Origin of the sequence: Humibacter sp. RRB41 (genome assembly GCF_022761015.1) — a bacterium.
In the GTDB taxonomy this organism is placed as follows: Bacteria; Actinomycetota; Actinomycetes; order Actinomycetales; family Microbacteriaceae; genus Humibacter.
Genome location: NZ_JAKWJQ010000011.1, coordinates 1 through 5,349, shown reverse-complemented (window position 1 = coordinate 5,349; position 5,349 = coordinate 1). Strand labels below are relative to the sequence as shown.

The following is a 5,349-nucleotide window of genomic DNA, read 5'->3' as shown; positions in this document are numbered from 1 at the left end:
CTTTTATGGAGAGTTTGATCCTGGCTCAGGACGAACGCTGGCGGCGTGCTTAACACATGCAAGTCGAACGATGATCTTGGGAGCTTGCTCCTGGGGGATTAGTGGCGAACGGGTGAGTAACACGTGAGTAATCTGCCCTGGACTCTGGGATAAGCGCTGGAAACGGCGTCTAATACTGGATATGACACACGAAGGCATCTTCTGTGTGTGGAAAGATTTTTTTGGTTTGGGATGAACTCGCGGCCTATCAGCTTGTTGGTGAGGTAATGGCTCACCAAGGCGATGACGGGTAGCCGGCCTGAGAGGGTGACCGGCCACACTGGGACTGAGACACGGCCCAGACTCCTACGGGAGGCAGCAGTGGGGAATATTGCACAATGGGCGCAAGCCTGATGCAGCAACGCCGCGTGGGGGATGACGGCCTTCGGGTTGTAAACCTCTTTTAGTAGGGAAGAAGCCTTTCGGGGTGACGGTACCTGCAGAAAAAGCACCGGCTAACTACGTGCCAGCAGCCGCGGTAATACGTAGGGTGCGAGCGTTGTCCGGAATTATTGGGCGTAAAGAGCTCGTAGGCGGTTTGTCGCGTCTGCTGTGAAATCCCGAGGCTCAACCTCGGGTCTGCAGTGGGTACGGGCAGACTAGAGTGCGGTAGGGGAGAATGGAACTCCTGGTGTAGCGGTGGAATGCGCAGATATCAGGAAGAACACCGATGGCGAAGGCAGTTCTCTGGGCCGTTACTGACGCTGAGGAGCGAAAGCGTGGGGAGCGAACAGGATTAGATACCCTGGTAGTCCACGCCGTAAACGTTGGGCGCTAGATGTGGGGACCATTCCACGGTTTCCGTGTCGCAGCTAACGCATTAAGCGCCCCGCCTGGGGAGTACGGCCGCAAGGCTAAAACTCAAAGGAATTGACGGGGGCCCGCACAAGCGGCGGAGCATGCGGATTAATTCGATGCAACGCGAAGAACCTTACCAAGGCTTGACATATACGGGAACGCTGCAGAAATGTGGTTCTCTTTGGACACTCGTATACAGGTGGTGCATGGTTGTCGTCAGCTCGTGTCGTGAGATGTTGGGTTAAGTCCCGCAACGAGCGCAACCCTCGTTCTATGTTGCCAGCACGTTATGGTGGGAACTCATAGGAGACTGCCGGGGTCAACTCGGAGGAAGGTGGGGATGACGTCAAATCATCATGCCCCTTATGTCTTGGGCTTCACGCATGCTACAATGGCCGGTACAAAGGGCTGCGATACCGTAAGGTGGAGCGAATCCCAAAAAGCCGGTCTCAGTTCGGATTGAGGTCTGCAACTCGACCTCATGAAGTCGGAGTCGCTAGTAATCGCAGATCAGCAACGCTGCGGTGAATACGTTCCCGGGCCTTGTACACACCGCCCGTCAAGTCATGAAAGTCGGTAACACCCGAAGCCGGTGGCCCAACCCTTGTGGAGGGAGCCGTCGAAGGTGGGATCGGTGATTAGGACTAAGTCGTAACAAGGTAGCCGTACCGGAAGGTGCGGCTGGATCACCTCCTTTCTAAGGAGCATCTGGCACTCTTCGGGGTGTCCAGGCGCCAGTTCTGGGGCGAATGTTCTCAGCTGGTTAGCTCATGGGTGGAACATTGACATTGGTGTGGGACTGAACGGTTCCTGCTCAGTACGGTCTCTTCGGAGGTTTGGAACGGTGGGGGTGGGGAGGTTTTGCACGTGCACGCTGTTGGGTCCTGAGGGACCGGACCGGTCGGAAGGCCGTTTCGAACCTCTGGACCCTTTTCTGGTCCGCCCGTATGGGTGGGGTGGGGAGGGTACCGCCCGTATTTTGAGAACTACACAGTGGACGCGAGCATCTTAGATTCGGACCCTTTTGGGTTCGGATCACAAGATCTAATCAACGTGCTCTTTTTGAGTGCGTGTAGATCATTGGTCAATCTGCGTCGGGTTTCGCCTTTGGGTGGAGCGCGGCGCCGAACGATTTAGACTCATGTGATTTCAAGTTTCTAAGAGCAAACGGTGGATGCCTTGGCATCTGGAGCCGAAGAAGGACGTAGCAATCTGCGATAAGCCTCGGGGAGTTGATAAGCGAACTTTGATCCGAGGGTGTCCGAATGGGGAAACCCGGCCAGGCCCTTTGTGGTGACCTGGTTACTCCCGCCTGAATATATAGGGCGGGTAGAGGGAACGTGGGGAAGTGAAACATCTCAGTACCCACAGGAAGAGAAAACAATAGTGATTCCGTTAGTAGTGGCGAGCGAACGCGGATCAGGCTAAACCGAATCATGTGTGATACCCGGCAGGGGTTGCATGGTCGGGGTTGTGGGACTTTCCGTTCTGTTCTGCCGGACAGTGAACGTGATGCGTGTGTGTAGGCGAATGGTCTTGAATGGTCAGCCGTAGTGGGTGGAAGCCCCGTAGCCGAAATGTGTGACGCAGCGTGGAGAGTATCCCAAGTAGCACGGGGCCCGAGAAATCCCGTGTGAATCTGTCAGGACCACCTGATAAGCCTAAATACTCCCAGATGACCGATAGCGGACAAGTACCGTGAGGGAAAGGTGAAAAGTACCCCGGGAGGGGAGTGAAATAGTACCTGAAACCGTTTGCTTACAAACCGTTGGAGCCTCCTTGTAGGGGTGACAGCGTGCCTTTTGAAGAATGAGCCTGCGAGTTAGTGATATGTGGCGAGGTTAACCCGTGTGGGGTAGCCGTAGCGAAAGCGAGTCTGAATAGGGCGTTTTTAGTCGCATGTTCTAGACCCGAAGCGAAGTGATCTACCCATGGCCAGGTTGAAGCGACGGTAAGACGTCGTGGAGGACCGAACCCACTTCAGTTGAAAATGGAGGGGATGAGCTGTGGGTAGGGGTGAAAGGCCAATCAAACTTCGTGATAGCTGGTTCTCTCCGAAATGCATTTAGGTGCAGCGTTGCGTGTTTCTTGCCGGAGGTAGAGCTACTGGATGGCCGATGGGCCCTAAAAGGTTACTGACGTCAGCCAAACTCCGAATGCCGGTAAGTGAGAGCGCAGCAGTGAGACGGTGGGGGATAAGCTTCATCGTCGAGAGGGAAACAACCCAGACCACCAACTAAGGTCCCTAAGCGCGTGCTAAGTGGGAAAGGATGTGGAGTTGCACAGACAACCAGGAGGTTGGCTTAGAAGCAGCCACCCTTGAAAGAGTGCGTAATAGCTCACTGGTCAAGTGATTCCGCGCCGACAATGTAACGGGGCTCAAGCACGCCACCGAAGTTGTGGCATTGACATTAGTGGTAGGCCTTCGTGGTCCAGCCGTGTTGATGGGTAGGAGAGCGTCGTGTGGGCAGTGAAGCGGCGGTGTGAACCAGCCGTGGAGCCTACACGAGTGAGAATGCAGGCATGAGTAGCGAAAGACGGGTGAGAAACCCGTCCTCCGAAAGACCAAGGGTTCCAGGGCCAGGCTAATCCGCCCTGGGTAAGTCGGGACCTAAGGCGAGGCCGACAGGCGTAGTCGATGGACAACGGGTTGATATTCCCGTACCGGCGAAGAACCGTCCCAGTCAATCCAGTAATGCTAAGAGTCCGAATCCCGTGACTTTGATCCCTTCGGGGTGATGGTTCGGGGCTAGCGCTCGACCCTATGCTGGTGCGGCTAGCGTATTAACAGGTGTGACGCAGGAAGGTAGTCAAGGCCGGGCGATGGTTGTCCCGGTGCAAGTGCGTAGGCCGAGAGATAGGCAAATCCGTCTCTCATCAAGGCTGAGACACGATGCGGACCCGTTTGGGGAAGTTGATGATCCTATGCTGCCGAGAAAAGCATCGACGCGAGGTTCCAGCCGCCCGTACCCTAAACCGACTCAGGTGGTCAGGTAGAGAATACCAAGGAGATCGAGAGAATCGTGGTTAAGGAACTCGGCAAAATGCCCCCGTAACTTCGGGAGAAGGGGGGCCTGAGGCGTGAAAGGACTAGCTCCTGGAGCGTTTGAAGGCCGCAGAGACCAGTGGGAAGCGACTGTTTACTAAAAACACAGGTCCGTGCCAAGTCGCAAGACGATGTATACGGACTGACGCCTGCCCGGTGCTGGAAGGTTAAGAGGAAGGGTCAGCCGCAAGGCGAAGCTCAGAATTTAAGCCCCAGTAAACGGCGGTGGTAACTATAACCATCCTAAGGTAGCGAAATTCCTTGTCGGGTAAGTTCCGACCTGCACGAATGGCGTAACGACTTCCCAGCTGTCTCAACCGCGAACTCGGCGAAATTGCATTACGAGTAAAGATGCTCGTTACGCGCAGCAGGACGGAAAGACCCCGTGACCTTTACTATAGCTTGGTATTGGTGTTCGGTGTGGCTTGTGTAGGATAGGTGGGAGACTATGAAGCGGGCACGCTAGTGTTCGTGGAGTCAATGTTGAAATACCACTCTGGTCACTCTGGATATCTAACTTCGAACCGTAATCCGGTTCAGGGACAGTGCCTGGTGGGTAGTTTAACTGGGGCGGTTGCCTCCTAAAGAGTAACGGAGGCGCCCAAAGGTTCCCTCAACCTGGTTGGCAATCAGGTGGCGAGTGTAAGTGCACAAGGGAGCTTGACTGTGAGACTGACAGGTCGAGCAGGGACGAAAGTCGGGACTAGTGATCCGGCAGTGGCTTGTGGAAGCGCTGTCGCTCAACGGATAAAAGGTACCTCGGGGATAACAGGCTGATCTTGCCCAAGAGTCCATATCGACGGCATGGTTTGGCACCTCGATGTCGGCTCGTCGCATCCTGGGGCTGGAGTAGGTCCCAAGGGTTGGGCTGTTCGCCCATTAAAGCGGTACGCGAGCTGGGTTTAGAACGTCGTGAGACAGTTCGGTCCCTATCCGCTGCGCGCGCAGGAAATTTGAGAGGATCTGACCCTAGTACGAGAGGACCGGGTTGGACGAACCTCTGGTGTGCCAGTTGTTCCGCCAGGAGCACCGCTGGTTAGCTACGTTCGGGATGGATAACCGCTGAAAGCATCTAAGCGGGAAGCCGGCCTCGAGATGAGATTTCCATCCCCTTCGGGGGGAGAGGCTCCCAGCCAGACGACTGGGTTGATAGGCCGGATGTGGAAGCAGGGACTAAAGACCTGTGAAGCTGACCGGTACTAATAAGCCGATAACTTGATAACACTTTCTTTTTGTCTGAAACGAAAAGACAGACGCACGCGTCCACTATGTGGTTCCCGATGTACGGTCGGGAACAAACCAAGCGAAAGCTTGCACGTTCACTTTTGATACATCAATAGTGTTTCGGCGGCCATAGCGAGAGGGAAACGCCCGGACACATTCCGAACCCGGAAGCTAAGACTCTCAGCGCCGATGGTACTGCAGGGGGGACCCTGTGGGAGAGTAGGACACCGCCGGACTCCTTT

The 5,349-nt window shown here is 55.3% G+C and carries 3 rRNA genes; all 3 read left to right on the top strand.

The annotated features are described in order from the left end of the window. The first annotated feature begins 2 nt into the window (after positions 1–2). A 16S ribosomal RNA gene (locus MJ603_RS18410) occupies positions 3–1,534 on the top strand. Between the two features lie 450 nt (positions 1,535–1,984). Beyond that, positions 1,985–5,106 (top strand): 23S ribosomal RNA (locus MJ603_RS18405). Positions 5,107–5,226: 120 nt separating this feature from the next. After that, positions 5,227–5,343, top strand: a 5S ribosomal RNA gene (gene rrf, locus MJ603_RS18400). Together the 16S, 23S and 5S rRNA genes form the textbook arrangement of a ribosomal RNA operon. The last annotated feature ends 6 nt before the right edge of the window (positions 5,344–5,349 follow it).